The organism is Nocardioides aequoreus (assembly GCF_000720335.1).
In the GTDB taxonomy this organism is placed as follows: domain Bacteria; phylum Actinomycetota; class Actinomycetes; order Propionibacteriales; family Nocardioidaceae; genus Marmoricola; species Marmoricola aequoreus.
The window spans coordinates 75,052-89,622 of record NZ_JOJN01000002.1 but is presented as its reverse complement, the minus strand read 5'-3'; the positions used below and the strand labels follow the sequence as shown (position 1 = coordinate 89,622).

14 protein-coding genes and 1 tRNA gene are annotated in these 14,571 nt (G+C 73.8%); 11 read left to right on the top strand and 4 right to left on the bottom strand.

The genetic code is table 11. The annotated features are described in order from the left end of the window. Positions 1–5 precede the first annotated feature (5 nt). The 9 genes from eno (at position 6) to IG63_RS0102915 (ending at position 6,921) form a co-directional block, all read left to right on the top strand. A complete protein-coding gene (gene eno, locus IG63_RS0102955; RefSeq protein WP_030482891.1) occupies positions 6–1,283 on the top strand; it encodes a phosphopyruvate hydratase in 1,278 nt (425 codons plus the stop codon). 26 nt (positions 1,284–1,309) lie between these two features. Continuing rightward, a complete protein-coding gene (locus IG63_RS0102950) occupies positions 1,310–1,855 on the top strand; it encodes an FtsB family cell division protein (RefSeq protein ID WP_051706102.1) in 546 nt (181 codons plus the stop codon). Positions 1,856–1,863: 8 nt separating this feature from the next. Then, on the top strand, positions 1,864–2,370 hold the full coding sequence (locus IG63_RS0102945) for a DUF501 domain-containing protein (RefSeq protein ID WP_030482889.1): 507 nt from the start codon (positions 1,864–1,866) through the stop codon (positions 2,368–2,370). Further along, on the top strand, positions 2,367–3,284 hold the full coding sequence (locus IG63_RS0102940) for a Ppx/GppA phosphatase family protein (RefSeq protein ID WP_030482888.1): 918 nt from the start codon (positions 2,367–2,369) through the stop codon (positions 3,282–3,284). The genes IG63_RS0102945 and IG63_RS0102940 overlap by 4 nt, the downstream gene beginning before the upstream one ends. Continuing rightward, on the top strand, positions 3,281–4,249 hold the full coding sequence (locus tag IG63_RS0102935) for a YihY/virulence factor BrkB family protein (RefSeq protein ID WP_211249180.1): 969 nt from the start codon (positions 3,281–3,283) through the stop codon (positions 4,247–4,249). The genes IG63_RS0102940 and IG63_RS0102935 overlap by 4 nt, the downstream gene beginning before the upstream one ends. Next, positions 4,246–4,977 (top strand): uracil-DNA glycosylase, encoded by a 732-nt coding sequence (locus IG63_RS0102930; protein ID WP_281174261.1) that lies wholly within the window; start codon positions 4,246–4,248, stop codon positions 4,975–4,977. The genes IG63_RS0102935 and IG63_RS0102930 overlap by 4 nt, the downstream gene beginning before the upstream one ends. Before the next feature lie 23 nt (positions 4,978–5,000). Next, a tRNA-Leu gene (locus IG63_RS0102925) sits at positions 5,001–5,074 on the top strand. A gap of 41 nt (positions 5,075–5,115) precedes the next feature. Then, a complete protein-coding gene (locus IG63_RS0102920) occupies positions 5,116–5,913 on the top strand; it encodes a nucleotidyltransferase domain-containing protein (RefSeq protein WP_030482885.1) in 798 nt (265 codons plus the stop codon). 156 nt (positions 5,914–6,069) lie between these two features. Continuing rightward, entirely contained in the window at positions 6,070–6,921 is an 852-nt protein-coding gene (locus IG63_RS0102915; RefSeq protein WP_030482884.1) for a Bax inhibitor-1/YccA family protein, read from the top strand. Between the two features lie 43 nt (positions 6,922–6,964). Here the strand turns inward: IG63_RS0102915 and IG63_RS0102910 are convergent, their stop codons facing one another. Both IG63_RS0102910 and IG63_RS0102905 read right to left on the bottom strand, forming a co-directional pair. Further along, the gene (locus IG63_RS0102910) at positions 6,965–7,999 is read right to left on the bottom strand and encodes an SGNH/GDSL hydrolase family protein (RefSeq protein ID WP_030482883.1); all 1,035 of its coding nucleotides are present in this window, start codon (positions 7,997–7,999) and stop codon (positions 6,965–6,967) included. A gap of 43 nt (positions 8,000–8,042) precedes the next feature. Beyond that, positions 8,043–9,329, bottom strand: coding sequence for an endonuclease/exonuclease/phosphatase family protein (locus IG63_RS0102905; protein ID WP_030482882.1), 1,287 nt, complete (start codon positions 9,327–9,329; stop codon positions 8,043–8,045). A 206-nt stretch (positions 9,330–9,535) separates the two neighbouring features. On the opposite strand from IG63_RS0102905, the gene IG63_RS0102900 reads away from it, so the two are divergent. Then, positions 9,536–10,912 (top strand): cystathionine beta-synthase, encoded by a 1,377-nt coding sequence (locus tag IG63_RS0102900; protein ID WP_030482881.1) that lies wholly within the window; start codon positions 9,536–9,538, stop codon positions 10,910–10,912. Between the two features lie 246 nt (positions 10,913–11,158). Here the strand turns inward: IG63_RS0102900 and IG63_RS0102895 are convergent, their stop codons facing one another. After that, positions 11,159–11,806, bottom strand: a complete 648-nt coding sequence (locus IG63_RS0102895) for an IMPACT family protein (protein WP_245604281.1) — start codon at positions 11,804–11,806, stop codon at positions 11,159–11,161. A gap of 98 nt (positions 11,807–11,904) precedes the next feature. Between IG63_RS0102895 and IG63_RS0102890 the strand changes: the two genes are divergently transcribed. Continuing rightward, positions 11,905–12,789 (top strand): TroA family protein, encoded by an 885-nt coding sequence (locus IG63_RS0102890; RefSeq protein ID WP_030482879.1) that lies wholly within the window; start codon positions 11,905–11,907, stop codon positions 12,787–12,789. Positions 12,790–12,795: 6 nt separating this feature from the next. Here IG63_RS0102890 and IG63_RS0102885 read toward each other — a convergent pair whose 3' ends face one another. Further along, positions 12,796–14,568, bottom strand: coding sequence for a glycoside hydrolase family 2 protein (locus IG63_RS0102885; protein WP_030482878.1), 1,773 nt, complete (start codon positions 14,566–14,568; stop codon positions 12,796–12,798). Between the last annotated feature and the right edge of the window lie 3 nt (positions 14,569–14,571).

Genomic DNA, 14,571 nt, shown 5'->3' with positions numbered 1-14,571 from the left:
GGGTCGTGGCTTCCATCGACACCGTCATCGCCCGCGAGATCCTGGACTCCCGCGGCAACCCCACCGTCGAGGTCGAGGTGCTCCTCGACGACGACACGGTCGGCCGTGCGGCCGTCCCGTCCGGCGCGTCCACCGGCGCCTTCGAGGCCGTCGAGCTGCGCGACGGCGGCAAGCGCTACGGCGGCAAGGGCACGCTGAAGGCCGTCGCCGCCGTGCAGGACCAGATCGAGCCGGAGATCATCGGGCTGCCGGCCGCCGACCAGCGGCTGGTCGACCGGGCGATGCTCGACCTCGACGCCACCCCCAACAAGGCCTCGCTGGGCGCCAACGCCATCCTCGGCGTCTCGCTGGCGGTGGCGCGCGCGGCCGCCCAGAGCGCCGGGCTGCCGCTCTACCGCTACGTCGGGGGCCCCAACGCCCACCTGCTGCCGGTGCCGATGATGAACATCCTCAACGGCGGCGCCCACGCCGACACCAACGTCGACGTGCAGGAGTTCATGATCGCGCCGATCGGCGCCGCCACCTTCAGCGAGGCCGTCCAGCAGGGCGCCGAGGTCTACCAGGCGCTGAAGTCGGTGCTGAAGAAGAAGGGCCTGGCCACCGGTGTCGGCGACGAGGGCGGCTTCGCCCCCGACCTGAGCAGCAACCGCGCGGCCCTCGACCTGATCGCCGACGCGGTCAAGGCCGCGGGGCTCAAGCTCGGCAAGGACGTCGTGTTGGCGCTCGACGTGGCCGCGACGGAGTTCTGCAGCCGTGGCAAGTACGCCTTCGAGGGCAGCAAGCGCAGCTCGGCGCAGATGATCGACTACTACGCCGACCTCGTCGACTCCTACCCGATCGTCTCCATCGAGGACCCCCTCGACGAGGAGGACTGGGACGGCTGGAAGGCCATCACCGAGCGTCTCGGCGCCCGCACCCAGCTGGTGGGCGACGACCTCTTCGTCACCAACGTCGAGCGGCTCCAGCGCGGCATCGACGGCGGTCAGGCCAACGCCCTGCTCGTGAAGGTCAACCAGATCGGCTCGCTGACCGAGACCCTCGACTCCGTGGAGCTGGCCCACCGCAACGGCTACCGCTGCATGATGAGCCACCGCTCCGGCGAGACCGAGGACACCACGATCGCCGACCTCGCCGTGGCCACCAACTGCGGCCAGATCAAGACCGGTGCCCCCGCCCGCTCCGAGCGCGTCGCGAAGTACAACCAGCTGCTGCGCATCGAGGAGGAGCTCGACGACGCGGCCCGCTACGCCGGTCGCGGCGCCTTCCCCCGCTACCAGGGCTGACGCCCGCTCGGACGCAAGGGAGCCCCGTGCCCAGCCGACACCCGCAGCAGCGCCCGACCCGCCGCCCCGGCGGGCCGCAGCGGCGTACCCCGGCCACCTCGGGGTCGGCGCGCGCGACGGCCGAGGCCGCCCCGCCGCGCCGGCGCTTCACCCACCGCATGGCGGTGCTGGTGCTGGTGGTGGGCGTGCTGGTGGTCTCCTACGCCTCCTCGATGCGCGCCTACCTCGACCAGCGCTCCCACCTGGCCGACCTGCGGGCGCAGATCGCCAGCACCGAGCAGGACATCGAGTCGCTCGAGCGGGAGCAGCGGCGCTGGGACGACGAGGCCTTCCTCGAGGCCCAGGCCCGCGAGCGCTTCGGCTGGGTGATGCCGGGGGAGACCAGCTACCAGGTGATCGGCCGCGACGGCGAGCCGCTGGTCGCCACCGACGACCTGCCCGACCCGGGCTCGGTGCCCGAGGAGCTGCCCGAGGCCTGGTGGAGCAAGGTGTGGGGCACCGTCGAGACCGCCGACCACCCCGAGCGCGTGCGCACCCCCGCGACGCAGCTCGAGGCCCCCTCCAACGACTAGGCGCCGAGTTGAGCATCTCCGCCGACGACCGCGCGGCGGTGGCGGCCCAGCTGGGCCGGCCCCCGCGCGGGATCCACGAGGTGGGCCACCGCTGCCCGTGCGGCCACCCCGACGTCGTGACCACCGAGCCGCGGCTCGAGGACGGCACGCCCTTCCCCACCACCTACTACCTGACCTGCCCTCGCGCCGCGTCGCTCATCGGCACGCTCGAGGCCTCGGGCCTGATGCGGGAGATGACCGAGCGGCTGGCCGAGGACCCCGAGCTCGCCGCGGCGTACGCCGCCGCCCACGAGCGCTACCTGCGGGCGCGGCGCGAGATCGGCGAGGTGCCCGAGATCGACGGCGTCTCGGCGGGAGGCATGCCCGAGCGGGTCAAGTGCCTGCACGTGCTCGCCGGTCAGTCGCTGGCCCAGGGACGCGGCGCCAACCCCCTCGGCGACGAGGTGCTCGAACTGCTCGGTGACTGGTGGCGCGCGGGCCCTTGCGTCGGGGCCGCTCCCGAGGACCAGGCGTGACCCGGGTCGCGGCCTTCGACTGCGGCACCAACTCGCTGAGGCTGCTGGTGGCCGACCTCGACCCCGAGACCGGCAGCGCCACCGAGCTGGTGCGCGAGATGCGCATCGTCCGGCTCGGCCAGGGCGTCGACCGCTCCGGCCGCATCGCCGAGGCCGCGCTGGGCCGCGTCTTCGGTGCGCTGGAGGAGCTGATGGCGATGGTGCGCGAGCACGACGTCGCCCGGCTGCGCTTCTGCGCTACCTCGGCCGCGCGCGACGCCGACAACGCCGAGGACTTCCTGCAGGGCGTCCGCGAGCGCGTCGGCGTCGAGCCGGAGGTGCTCGACGGTGACGCGGAGGCGCGGGCGAGCTTCGCCGGGGCCGTGCGCTCGCTGCCGCCGCTCCCGGAGCCGCTGATGGTGCTCGACATCGGCGGTGGCTCGACCGAGCTGATCCTCGGCAGGGCCTCGGGGGAGGTGCTGCGGGGGCGCAGCCTCGACATCGGCTCGGTGCGCCTCAACGAGCGCCACCTGGCCGGTGACCCGCCGACCCGCGAGCAGGTGGAGGCGGCGGTCGCCGACATCGACGCCGCGCTCGACGCCTGCGAGGTCGATCCCGCCGAGGCAGGGGCCGTCGTGGGCGTCGCCGGCACCGTGACCACCGTCGCCGCGGCCGTGCTCGACCTCGCCGTCTACGACCGCAGCGTGATCCACCACAGCGTCCTGCGCCCCGACGCGATCCAGGGCGCGGTGCACCACCTGCTCGCGATGACGGTGGAGGAGCGGCGCCACCTGGGCTACATGCACCCCGGTCGTGCCGACGTCATCGGTGCGGGTGGCCTGATCCTCACGCGCGTGCTCGCCCGCACCCAGGTGCGCTCCCTCCTCGTCTCCGAGCACGACATCCTCGACGGCCTCGCGTGGTCGCTCGCGTGAGCAGGCGCTCGCCGCTCTTCGTGGCGCGACGGGTGGCGCGCCGCTTCGTCGCCGACTCCGGGGTCGACGCCGGCGCCGCCCTGACCTTCTACTCGATCCTCTCGCTGCTGCCCGCGCTCGTCGTCCTGGTCTCGCTCGTCGGGGTCGCGGGCCGGGCCAGCGAGACCGTCGGGGTGATCGAGGGGGTGGCCGCGCGGCTCTTCTCGCCCGAGACCGCCGCCGAGGTGGCCGACGTGCTGGGCGACGTGAGCCGCTTCGACGGCAGCGCCTACACGCTGCTGGTCGGCCTCGGTGGTCTGCTGTGGACCGCGAGCGCCTACGTCAACGCCTTCGGGCGCGCGATGAACCGCGTCTACCAGGTCGAGGAGGGCCGGCCCTGGTGGCGGCTGCGCCCGCTGCAGGTGCTGGTCACGCTGGCCACGCTGCTGCTGACGGCGGCGGGCGTCGTCGTGGTCGCGGTCACCGGTCCCGTGGCCGACGTGGTGGGCGCCGCCCTGGGGGTCGGCGACGACCTGGTGACGGTCTGGGGGGTCGCGAAGTGGCCCGTGCTGGGCCTGCTGGTGATGGTCGTCGTCGCGATGCTCTACCACCTCACGCCCAACGTGCGCTTCGGTCGCGTGCGGCTGATCACCGTCGGCTCCTGCAGCGCGATCCTCGCGTGGCTCGTGGTCTCCGTCGGCTTCGGGCTGTACGCCGCCACGCTGGGCGACTACAACCGCACCTACGGCGCCCTGGCCGGTGCGGTCGTGCTCGCGCTGTGGCTGTGGCTGACCAACATGACGCTGGTGCTCGGCGCGGTGCTCGACGCCGAGCTCGAGCGCAGCCGCCAGCTGCGGCGCGGCCCCCCGGCGGAGTCGCGGCTGCAGCTGGAGGTGCGCGAGGACGCCGCGGCGGTGAGGCGCCGCGAGCGCGAGGAGCGCGACGTCGCCCGGATGCGGCAGCAGCGCGAGCAGGCCGCATCGTGAGGGCGCGCTCGGCGGGCGGCGTACGCCGTGCGGCCGCCGGCGCCCGCGACCTCGACGACCTCGACCGGCGCATCCCCGACTGCTTCGCCTGCCCCCGGCTGGTGGCCTGGCGCGAGCAGGTGGCACGCGAGAAGCGCGCGGCGTACGCCGACGAGGACTACTGGGGCCGGCCGGTACCGGGCTTCGGCGACCCGGCGCCCCGCGTGCTCGTGGTGGGCCTCGCTCCCGCGGCGCACGGCGCCAACCGCACCGGCCGGGTCTTCACCGGCGACCGCTCGGGCGACTGGCTCTTCGCCTCGATGCACCGCGTCGGGCTGGCCGACCAGCCCACCTCGCGGCACCGGGACGACGGGCTGCGGCTGCGCGGCGCCCGGGTCACGGCTGCCGTGCGGTGCGCCCCGCCCGCCAACAAGCCGACCCCGCAGGAGCGCGACACCTGCGCGCCGTGGCTCGACCGGGAGCTGCGCGAGGTGCTGCCCACGCTGCGCGCGGTGGTCTGCCTCGGGGGCTTCGGCTGGGCGGCGGCGCTGACGGCGCTCGACGGCGCCGGCGTGGCCGTGCCGCGGCCCCGCCCGCGCTTCGGTCACGGTGCCGAGGTCGTGCTCGCCGGGCCGCACGGCCCGCTGACCGTGCTCGGCTGCTACCACCCCTCGCAGCAGAACACCTTCACCGGCCGGCTGACCGAGCCGATGATCGACGACGTGCTCGCGCGGGCGGCCGCTCGATAAGGTCGCCCGCGTGGTGACCGGGCGCCCCGGTATCCCAATCGGCAGAGGAAGCGGCCTTAAAAGCCGCGCAGTGTGGGTTCGAGCCCCACCCGGGGCACCGCGGGGCGTGGACGCCGCGGCACGGGGAAGGCTGGTGACGTGCTCGACCCGCGCGAGGGGCTCACGCCCGACGGCCTCATCACCACCGGCGCCGACCGGTCGCGGGTGCCGGCCGCCCACGAGGCCGTGCTCGAGCAGGCCGTGGCGGGTGCCGCCGGCCGCGTGGGGGAGCTGCACCTCTACGGCTCGGTCGCGACCGGCACCGCGAGGTCACCGGGCTCCGACGTCGACCTGCTCGCGATCGACGCCGACCCCGAGGAGATGGCGCGGCTCGCCGCCGACCTCGGTCGTCGCTTCGGCGCGCTCTGCCGCGAGGTGGCCGTCGGCGTCGCACAGCCGGACGACTACCGCGGGGCCGACGACGCGGCGTACGGCAACCGGGTCTTCCTGCGGCACTACTGCGTGCCCCTGCTGGGCGACGACGCCCACCGCAGCGCGCACCCCTTCCCCGGCGACCGGGACGCCGCGCGCGGCTTCAACGGCGACCTCGGCCGGCACCTGGCGCGGTGGCGCGCCGCCGAGCCGGGCCCGGACCTGGCCCGGCGGGTCGGTCGCAAGACCCTGCTCGCGGTCGCCGGCCTGGTGAGCGTCACCGACGCCACCTGGACCACCGACCGCGACACCGCGGCGCACCGGTGGGGCGAGCTCCGTCCGTCGTGGCGCGAGGACCTGCAGCGGCTGCTCCGCTGGGCCGGGGGGACCGACGACGACCCCGCCGCGGTGCGCGCTGCCCTCGGCGAGGGGGGCGTGGTCGACCGCGTCGTGGCGGACTTCGCCGAGCGGATCGGGCTGTGGCGGGACGGGGGGAGCGGCGTACCGTCGCGACGAGGTGGATGACCCCGACAACCACCTGCTGACCTGCGACAACGATCCGATCACGTCGGGGAACACCGGTGCCTCCCCGACCGTTCTGCTGGTGACGCCTCGGTAGGATCGGGGCGTCCGACGACCACCAGAGCGGAGGGTCGTCCACCAGGCATCCAAGGAGACGCCATGCAGAGCAACAACCCCGTCTTCACCCGCGCCGAGGGTTTCAACGGGCGCGGCTCCAGCAAGGTCAGCGACCCCTCGACGTGGGGCACCGGCTACGGCCAGGGCACCCCGCAGGCGCCCGGCGGCGGCTACGACGCCCCGACGGTCGACCAGGGCCGGATGACGCTCGACAGCGTGGTGCAGAAGACCGCGCTGACGCTCGGCGTCGTCACCGTGGTCGCGGCCGCGACGTGGATCATGACCGGCCCGATCACCGACCAGAGCGCGCTGGTCACCCTCAACACCCTGAGCATGGTGGGTGCGCTCGGCGGCTTCGTGCTGGCGATGGTCAACTCCTTCAAGCGCGTGGTCAGCCCCCCGCTGGTGCTGGCGTACGCCGCGATGCAGGGCCTCTTCGTCGGTGCCTTCTCCAAGGTCGTCAGCACGCTCTTCGACCAGCCCGACGCGAGCCCGCTGGTGATGCAGGCCGTGCTCGGCACGCTGCTGGCCGTGGTCGGCACGCTGGCGGCCTACAAGATCCTCGACATCACGGTCACGCCGAAGATGCGCCGCATGGGCGTGGCGCTGGCCGTCGGCCTGATCGGCGTCATGCTGGTCAACTTCGTGCTCTCGTTCTTCGGCGCCGACTTCGGCATCGCGGGCTTCGGCATGGCCGGTCTGATCTTCTCGGTGATCGGCCTCGCGGCCGGCATCTTCTTCCTGATCCTCGACTTCGACTTCGTCGAGCAGGGCATCGCCGCCGGGCTCCCGGAGCGCGAGTCCTGGCGCGCGGCCTTCGGCCTGACCGTCACCATCATCTGGATCTACATCAACATCCTGCGGATCCTCGCGATCCTGCGCGGCCAGGACTAGGTCTCGACAGGCTCGACCAGCGGAGCTGGTTCGAGCAGCAGCGCTACGCGGACGCCTCGGTCGACTCGTCGACCGGGGCGTCCTGCGCGTGCGGGGTCTCCGAGGTGCCGTCGGGCTGGACCCGGCGACGCATCAGGGTCACCCAGCGGCCGCCCACGCCGCGCTTGGCCCCGCCCACCTCGGTGCCGTCGACCTCGGTGCCGGCGTTCTCGCTCGCGCGCACGGCGGCGTGGCCGATCGGCATGACCGCCTCGCCACGGTCGGGTCGCGGGGTCTCCTCGCCGTCGGTGCGCAGCCCGAGGCTGGCCAGCACCGAGGGGACCAGCACCCGCGCCAGCGCCTCGTAGCCGGCGGCGGAGGGGTGGAACTGGTCGGGCCCGAAGAGGAGCGCGGGCGCGGCGGCGAACTCCGGGCCCAGGATCGAGGCCAGCGAGACGGTGCGCCCGTCGGCCTCGACGACCGCGATGGTCTGCGCGGCCGCCAGGCGCCGCGACCACAGCCGGGCCACCTGCCGCAGGGGCGGCGGCAGCGGCTGGATCGTGCCCAGGTCGGGGCAGGTGCCGACGACGACCTGGGTGCCGGCGTCGCGGAAGCGGCGTACCGCCTCGGAGAGGTGCCGGACGGAGGCCGCGGGCAGCACGGCGTGCGTGACGTCGTTGGCGCCGATCAGCACCACCGCGACGTCGGGCTCGGTGGCGAGCGCGGCGGTGACCTGGGCGTCGAGCTGGCTGGACTGGGCGCCCACCACGGCGTACTCGCGCACGTGCACCCGCCGGTCGGCGCGCTCGGCGACCAGCGAGCCCAGCCAGGCGCCGGGCGTCTCCTCGACGGTGCGGACGCCGTAGCCGGCAGCGCTGGAGTCGCCGAGCAGGGCCAGACGCAGCGCCGGGCCGGGGCGACCCCGGCCGTACCAGCCCGTGGCGTCGGGCACGCGGTCCTTGGTGGTGCCGATGGTGCGCCGGGCGATCCTCGCCTCCGCACGCAGCAGGGCGTACGCCGTCGCGCCCGCGGCCGTCAGTCCGCCGCCACCGAAGGCGGCGGCCGACGCGAGCTTGCGTGCTGCCGCTGCCTTCCCCACGACCCCGATCCTACGAAAGCCCCGGTGAGGCGGAGACCTCCGGTCAATCCTGCAGGTGGGCGCGGGCCAGGATGATCGGGTGGTCGTTGATCTTCGCGCGGAAGGGATACATGTCCTTGGCGAAGGAGGTGAAGCGCACCTGGCCCGCGCCGAAGATCCAGTCGATCGAGTGGAAGCTGCGCGGCATCGCGCAGTCGGTGCTCGGCAGGCTGTTGGGGGAGATCATCAGCTTGCCCGCGGTCATCGCGCAGAAGGCCTTGGTGTTCTCGTTGAAGTCGCCGAGCAGCAGCACCGGACGACCGGAGGCGCGCAGGTCGATCACCTTCTGGCGCTCGATGCGCAGCGCCTCGGCGCGCCAGCGGTCGTTGTTGCCCTGCTTCTTGTTGCTGGTCGGGTTGTGGATGTTGAGGAACCACGCGGTGCGCCCGGTGGCCTTCTCGCGCAGCAGGACGGCCGGCTTCGCGCGCGGCGTGCCACGGAAGTAGGGGACGTTGAAGGTGTGCTTCTCGACCAGGTCGAACTTGTCGCGGCGCCAGAGGATGGCGTTGTCGGTGTCGCGAGTCTTGCCCTTCTTGTAGAAGTAGCTGGCCCACTTCTCGTCGTAGCCGCGCCGCAGCGCGAAGTCGTGCTGCTTGACCTGGTACTCCTGCAGCCCCACCACGTCGACCCCCCGCATGTCGAGCAGGCGGAAGGCGCGCACCAGGCGCGACTCGTAGGACTTGTAGCCCTTGCGACCGCCGTTGGCGGTGTGGTTGGCGCCGAGGATGTTGAAGGAGGCCACCGTGAAGCCGGCCGAGCCGAAGAGTCGTGCCGTGGGCTGGGCCTTGCCGACGTAGCGGTCGAGCCAGATCGAGGCGTTGGTCGGCTTGGAGCCGGTGGCCACCTTGTAGCGCAGCGTGCAGCCGGGGTTGCCCGGCACCTGGCCGAGCCGGCCCAGGCGCTGACCGGCAGCCACGAGCTGTCCGTCGGCGACCGCGACCCGGCTCAGGTAGGAGTAGCCGGTCCACATCGAGTCGGCACCGGTGCGCACGCGGACGACGTAGCGCGTGGCGCCGCGCACGGTGCGCTCGTAGACGCTGGCGACGCCCGGCGTCGAGGTCCGCACGCTCTTGCCGCAGGGAGCGGTGATGCGGGTGTAGCCCCGCGCGGGGGTGTAGTCCTTGCGGTCCTTGACCCCGCCGTTGCCGACGAGCGGGAAGAAGACCTCGGGCGCCGAGGAGACCCGGTGCTTCGGCTCCGCCGCGGCGCTCGGGGAGGTGATCGCCAGGGGGCTCAGCACGACGGCGAGGCCCAGCGTGGTGGTCAGCAGGGCGCGCAGACGACGGCGCAAGGGAGACATGGTGGCGTCAGGCTCTCTGTCGGGGGAGCCGCGGGGGGCGGCCGGTGGCGGAGATGTGGGAAGTATGCACCAATTTCTTGGGTCAGACGGGGCAGATGTGAAAATAGAGCACGACACGCCGAGTCCGGTAGTTGCCAAGTCGGGCCCGCGCCCTTCCGGTCGAGCGCTCCTCTTCGTGCGCGACTAGGTTGTGCCGCATGGACTACGCCAACTCCCTCCTCGAGCTGATCGGCAACACCCCGCTGGTCAAGCTCGGACGCACGGCGGGCACCACCTCCGCCCTCGTGCTCGCCAAGGTCGAGTACCTCAACCCCGGCGGCTCGGTGAAGGACCGCATCGCGATCAAGATGGTCGACGCGGCCGAGGCCTCCGGCGAGCTGAAGCCCGGCGGCACGATCGTGGAGCCCACCTCGGGCAACACCGGCGTCGGGCTCGCGCTGGTGGCCCAGCAGCGCGGCTACTCCTGCGTCTTCGTGTGCCCCGACAAGGTCAGCGAGGACAAGCGCAACGTGCTCAAGGCCTACGGCGCCGAGGTCGTGGTCTGCCCGACCGCCGTGCCGCCGGACCACCCCGACAGCTACTACAGCGTCTCCGACCGCCTGGTCCGCGAGATCGACGGCGCCTGGAAGCCCAACCAGTACGCCAACCCCGCCAACCCCGCGTCGCACTACGAGCAGACCGGGCCGGAGATCTGGCGCCAGACCGAGGGCCGGATCACGCACTTCGTCACCGGCATGGGCACCGGCGGCACGATCAGCGGCGTCGGCCGCTACCTCAAGGAGCAGAGCCCGTCGGTGCAGGTCGTGGGCGCCGACCCCCACGGCTCCGTCTACTCCGGCGGCACCGGCCGGCCCTACCTCGTCGAGGGCGTCGGCGAGGACTTCTGGCCCGACACCTACGACCGCGACGTGGCCGACCGGGTCATCGAGGTCTCCGACGGCGACTCCTTCGCGATGGCGCGACGGCTGGCGCGGGAGGAGGGGCTGCTCGTCGGCGGCTCCTCGGGCATGGCCGCGCACGCCGCGGTGCAGCTGGCCCACGAGCTCGACGAGCAGGGCGTGACCGACGCCGTGATCGTGGTGCTGCTGCCCGACAGCGGCCGTGGCTACCTCACCAAGGTCTTCGACGACGCCTGGCTGGCCCGCTACGGCTTCCTGGCCGACCCCGACAGCGGTCGCACCGTCGGCGAGGTGCTGCGCGCCAAGAAGGGCGACATCCCCGCGCTGGTGCACACCCACCCCACCGAGACGATCGCCGAGGCCGTGCAGATCCTGCAGGAGTACGGCGTCTCGCAGATGCCGGTGGTGCGCGCCGAGCCGCCCATCATGGCCGCCGAGGTCGCGGGGTCGGTCTCCGAGCGCCGCCTGCTCGACGCGCTCTTCGCCGGGGCCGCCCGGTTGGCGGACCAGGTCGAGGACCACATGGACAAGCCGCTGCCGACGATGGGCGCGGGGGCCGGGGTGAGCGAGGCCGTGGCGGTGCTGCGGGAGGCCGACGCCGTGCTGGTGCAGGAGGACGGCAAGCCCATCGGCGTGCTCACCCGACAGGATCTGCTCGGCTTCGTCTCGGAGTGACCAGGCCCGCGTCGTCGGCGGGATCGGACGGGCAGATGGTGGGGCGACCTTGGGAGTGCCACCCCACCATCCTCGGACCGGCCGGGCGGACGTGGAGGGGCCTGCAGAGCAGGCGATCCGCCTCGCGGCCCGAGCGCCCCGCCGGTGCGGGCACACCGGCGACGGGACGCCACACCAGGATAGGCGTCCGCCGTCCGAATTGTCACGAAACTCGGGCGGTCTCCAGGGGCGGGGTCGCCGCCGGGCTCAACGCGGGGTGTCGACCCACTGCTCGCCGACCGCGACGGGCACCGCGCTGCCGCCCGTGAGCTCGGCGACGATCTCCTCGCTCACCCCGTGGGAGCCGGGCGGCACGGCGAAGCGCAGCTGCGCCTCACCGGTGTACTCGACCCCCAGGACGCGCGCCCCGCGGGCACGCAGGTCGTGCTCGAGCCGGCCCGCGTCGGTGAAGTCGACGGTCACCTCGTAGACGTGGTGGCGCACCCGCTCGACGAGTCCGGCCTCGTCGAGCGCCGCCCGCGTGGCGGCGCTGTACGCCCGGACGAGCCCGCCGGTGCCCAGCAGGGTGCCGCCGAACCACCGGGTGACCACGGCGACCACGTCGCTGAGCTCGCGGCCGCGCAGCTGCTGCAGGATGGGCGCCCCGGCCGTGCCGGGTGGCTCGCCGTCGTCGGAGGACTGCTCGGCCATCCGGTCGGGACCCAGCACGAAGCCGAAGCAGTGGTGGCGGGCGTCCCAGTGCTCGCGGCGGATCGACTCCACCACGCTGCGCGCCTCGCCCTCCTCGGTCACGCGGGCGACGGTGCAGCGGAAGCGGGAGCGCTCGACCTCCACCTCGGCGACGGCGTCGCGAGCGACGGTCAGGTAGGAGTGCTCGGTCAGTCGGTCGCTCACGCGCACATTCTGGGGATCGCGCGGCGGCGCAGGAACTCCGTCGCCGAGGTGGGCTAGCCCATGACCGGGCGCCGTGGGGCTGCTGGCAGGATCGCGGCATGCGGATCGTCTCGCTGCTCCCGTCGACGACGGAGATCCTCTTCGCCCTCGGCGCCGGTGACGACGTGGTCGGCGTGACCTTCGAGTGCGACCACCCGCCGGAGGCACGACAGCGCCGGATCGTCTCGACGAGCGCGATGCCCCAGGGTCTCGACGCGGCCGGGATCGACGCCTACGTGGTCGCGGCGATGCGCGCGGGCGAGGACCTCTACCGGCTCGACGAGGGAGCGCTGCGCGACCTCGACGCCGACCTGGTCGTGACGCAGGACCTCTGCGCGGTGTGCGCGGTCGACGTCTCGGTCGTCGACGACGCGCTGCGCCACCTCGGGTGCCGCGGCGAGGTGCTGACCATCGACCCGCACACCCTCGACGAGGTCGTCGCCTCGGTCGGGGTGCTCGGTGCCGCGACGGGGCGGGAGGAGGCGGCGCAGCGGCTGATGGCCGACCTGCGACGACGGCTGACGCTCGTCTGGGGTCGCACGCTGACGCTGCGGCACCGTCCGCGGGTGCTCGTGCTGGAGTGGACCGACCCGCCCTACGCCCCCGGGCACTGGGTGCCCGAGATGGTCGAGGTGGCCGGGGGCACCTCCGCGCTCGGCGAGCCCGGCGCGAAGTCGGTGCGCGTGACCTGGGACGACGTGCGCGCCTCGCGCCCCGAGCTCGTGGTCTGCGCCCCTTGCGGCTACCACCTGCCGGACGCCGTCGGCCTCGCGAAGGCGGTCGTGGCCTCCGGCGAGCTGCCCCCGGACGTGCCGGTCTGGGCGGTCGACGCCAACGCCTCGTGGGCCCGGCCGGGACCCCGGCTCGTCGACGGGGTCGAGACCCTGGCCGCCGTCGTGGCGGGCACCGCACCCGACCCCGCCGCGGCGCAGCAGGTCAGGTGACCCTGGTCAGGAGGCGGGGCCGGTCATCGCCGCGCGCAGCGACGCGGTGATCTCGCGCAGGCGCTCGGCCGGCACCTTGAGCACCTCGCGGTCCCACGTCAGCAGGCCGTTGACCTCGTCCTCGACGTCGGTGAGCTGGGTGTAGACGGTGGCGGCCAGACCGGCGGCGGCCTCCGCGCTCATCGCGTCGTGCAGCTCGACCAGCGCCTCGGTGAGCTCCTCGGCGGAGCCGAAGCCCCGGTAGCCGAACTCGTGGGAGCCCCAGGAGTGGCCGGGCACGAGCAGCGCGTAGCCGCCGTACTCCGAGAGCACCACCGGTCGTCGCCCGGCGCGTCCGCGACGCCGCCGGGGCATCGTGAAGTGGCGCAGGTAGGAGTGGTAGCCCCGCAGGTCGCCGCCGCCCTGGTCGACCCAGCCGCTCGCCTGCAGCACCAGCCGGGTGGGGTCGAGGCGCGCCATCCGGCGGGCCACACGGTTGGCGTCGAACTGGCCCCAGCCTTCGTTGAAGGGCGTCCAGACCACGACCGAGGGCGCCGAGCGCAGCAGCCGGACGGTCTCGTCGACCTCGCCGAGGAACTCCCGGCGCCCCCGGCGCGAGGACCGGCCGTAGACCCGGCGGAGCCGGTCGGGCAGCCGTCGCTCGGTCTCGGCGCGGTGCACGGCGCGCGGGTGGTAGCGCTCGCCGCCGTTGACGACGTCCTGCCACACCAGCAGCCCCAGCCGGTCGCAGTGGTGGTACCACCGCAGCGGCTCGACCTTGGCGTGCTTGCGCAGCACGGTGAAGCCGAGCGACCTGACCAGCTCGAGCTCGCTGACGATGGCGGCGTCGCTGGGCGGGGTCAGCAGGCTCTCGGGCCAGTAGCCCTGGTCGAGCAGCCCCACGTGGGGGTACGGCGCCCCGTTGAGCAGCAGCCGCCGGTGGCCGTCGGCGTCGGTGCCGACGCCCACCGAGCGCATGCCGGCGTACGACGTCACGCGGTCGTCGCCGTAGGTGACCTCCACGTCGTGGAGGAAGGGGTCCTCCGGCGACCAGCGCCTCGCGCCGGGCAGCGGCAGCGGCGCGGGGGTGCCGACCGGCACGTCGGCCCGCGCCACCTCGGCGTCGCCGGCTCGCACCACCACGGTGGCCGTGGCCGGTGCGTCGGCGGGACCGGCGCCACCCGGCTCGACGGTCACGAGGAGCAGGTCGTGGTCCAGGTCGGGCACCAGCGCCAGGTCGGCGACGTACGCCGCGGGCACGACCTCGAGCCACACCGTCTGCCAGATGCCCGACTGCGCGGTGTACCAGATCTCGCCGCGGTCGAGCCGCTGCTTGCCGCGGGCGTGCCACCCCGTCTCGGAGACGTCGCGCACCCGCACCACGAGCTCGTGCCGGTCACCCTCGGCGAGCGCCTCGGTGACGTCGAGGGTGAAGGGCAGGTAGCCGCCGACGTGGCCGCCCACCCGGGTGCCGTCGACCCACACCGTGCAGCGCTGGTCGACGGCGCCGAAGTGCAGCAGCACGCGGCCGCCGTGCTCGGGTGGCGCGACCTCGACCTCGCGGCGGTACCAGAGCCGCTCGTCGGGCTGCAGCTGACGGCCCGAGCCGGAGAGCCGCGTCTCGGGGGAGAAGGGGACGGTGATGGGACCGTCGTACTGCACGGGCGGCTCGTCGTCGGCGGTGAAGGCGTGCTGCCACGGGCCGTTGAGCGAGCTCCATCCCTCGCGCACCAGCTGCGGCCGCGGGTGCTCGGGGAGCGGGTGCGCGCGGTCGAGGTCGCGGCCCCAGCGGGTCAGCACGGC

Excerpts from the sequence above, each read along its gene's own strand:
- IG63_RS0102915 (WP_030482884.1), top strand. The coding sequence starts at position 6,070 with ATGCAGAGCAACAACCCCGTCTTCACCCGCGCCGAGGGTTTCAACGGG.
- IG63_RS0102900 (WP_030482881.1), top strand. The coding sequence starts at position 9,536 with ATGGACTACGCCAACTCCCTCCTCGAGCTGATCGGCAACACCCCGCTG.
- IG63_RS0102890 (WP_030482879.1), top strand. The coding sequence starts at position 11,905 with ATGCGGATCGTCTCGCTGCTCCCGTCGACGACGGAGATCCTCTTCGCC.